The organism is Lacinutrix sp. MEBiC02404, from assembly GCF_053601575.1.
Genome location: NZ_JBSHNV010000009.1, coordinates 1 through 259, shown reverse-complemented (window position 1 = coordinate 259; position 259 = coordinate 1). Strand labels below are relative to the sequence as shown.

Here is a 259-nt window from a genome sequence, read left to right as displayed (position 1 = left end):
TTAAAAGCAGCGTTTCCGGAGGTTAACACGGTTACGGATTGCGTGCTATTTACTCCGCAGGTTCCAGGACTTGTATATTCTATGGTATAAATAGTTCCTGAAATTCCATTCGTTACCGCTCCGCTAGTTGCATCTATTGTTGCTCCATCGGTTGGTATCGGATTAAAAGTAAAACTTCCACCAAGATCTCCAGTTATATTTGCGGTGCCGCCATCACAAGTTGCTGTCGTATTAAAAGAAGCATCTCCTAAAGTTAAAA

The 259-nt window shown here is 41.7% G+C and carries 1 protein-coding gene; it reads right to left on the bottom strand.

Annotated features, from left to right (window positions below):
• Nucleotides 1-259: hypothetical protein (locus tag ACVCXO_RS00040; protein ID WP_452227563.1), on the bottom strand; the 259-nt coding region annotated here is incomplete at both ends.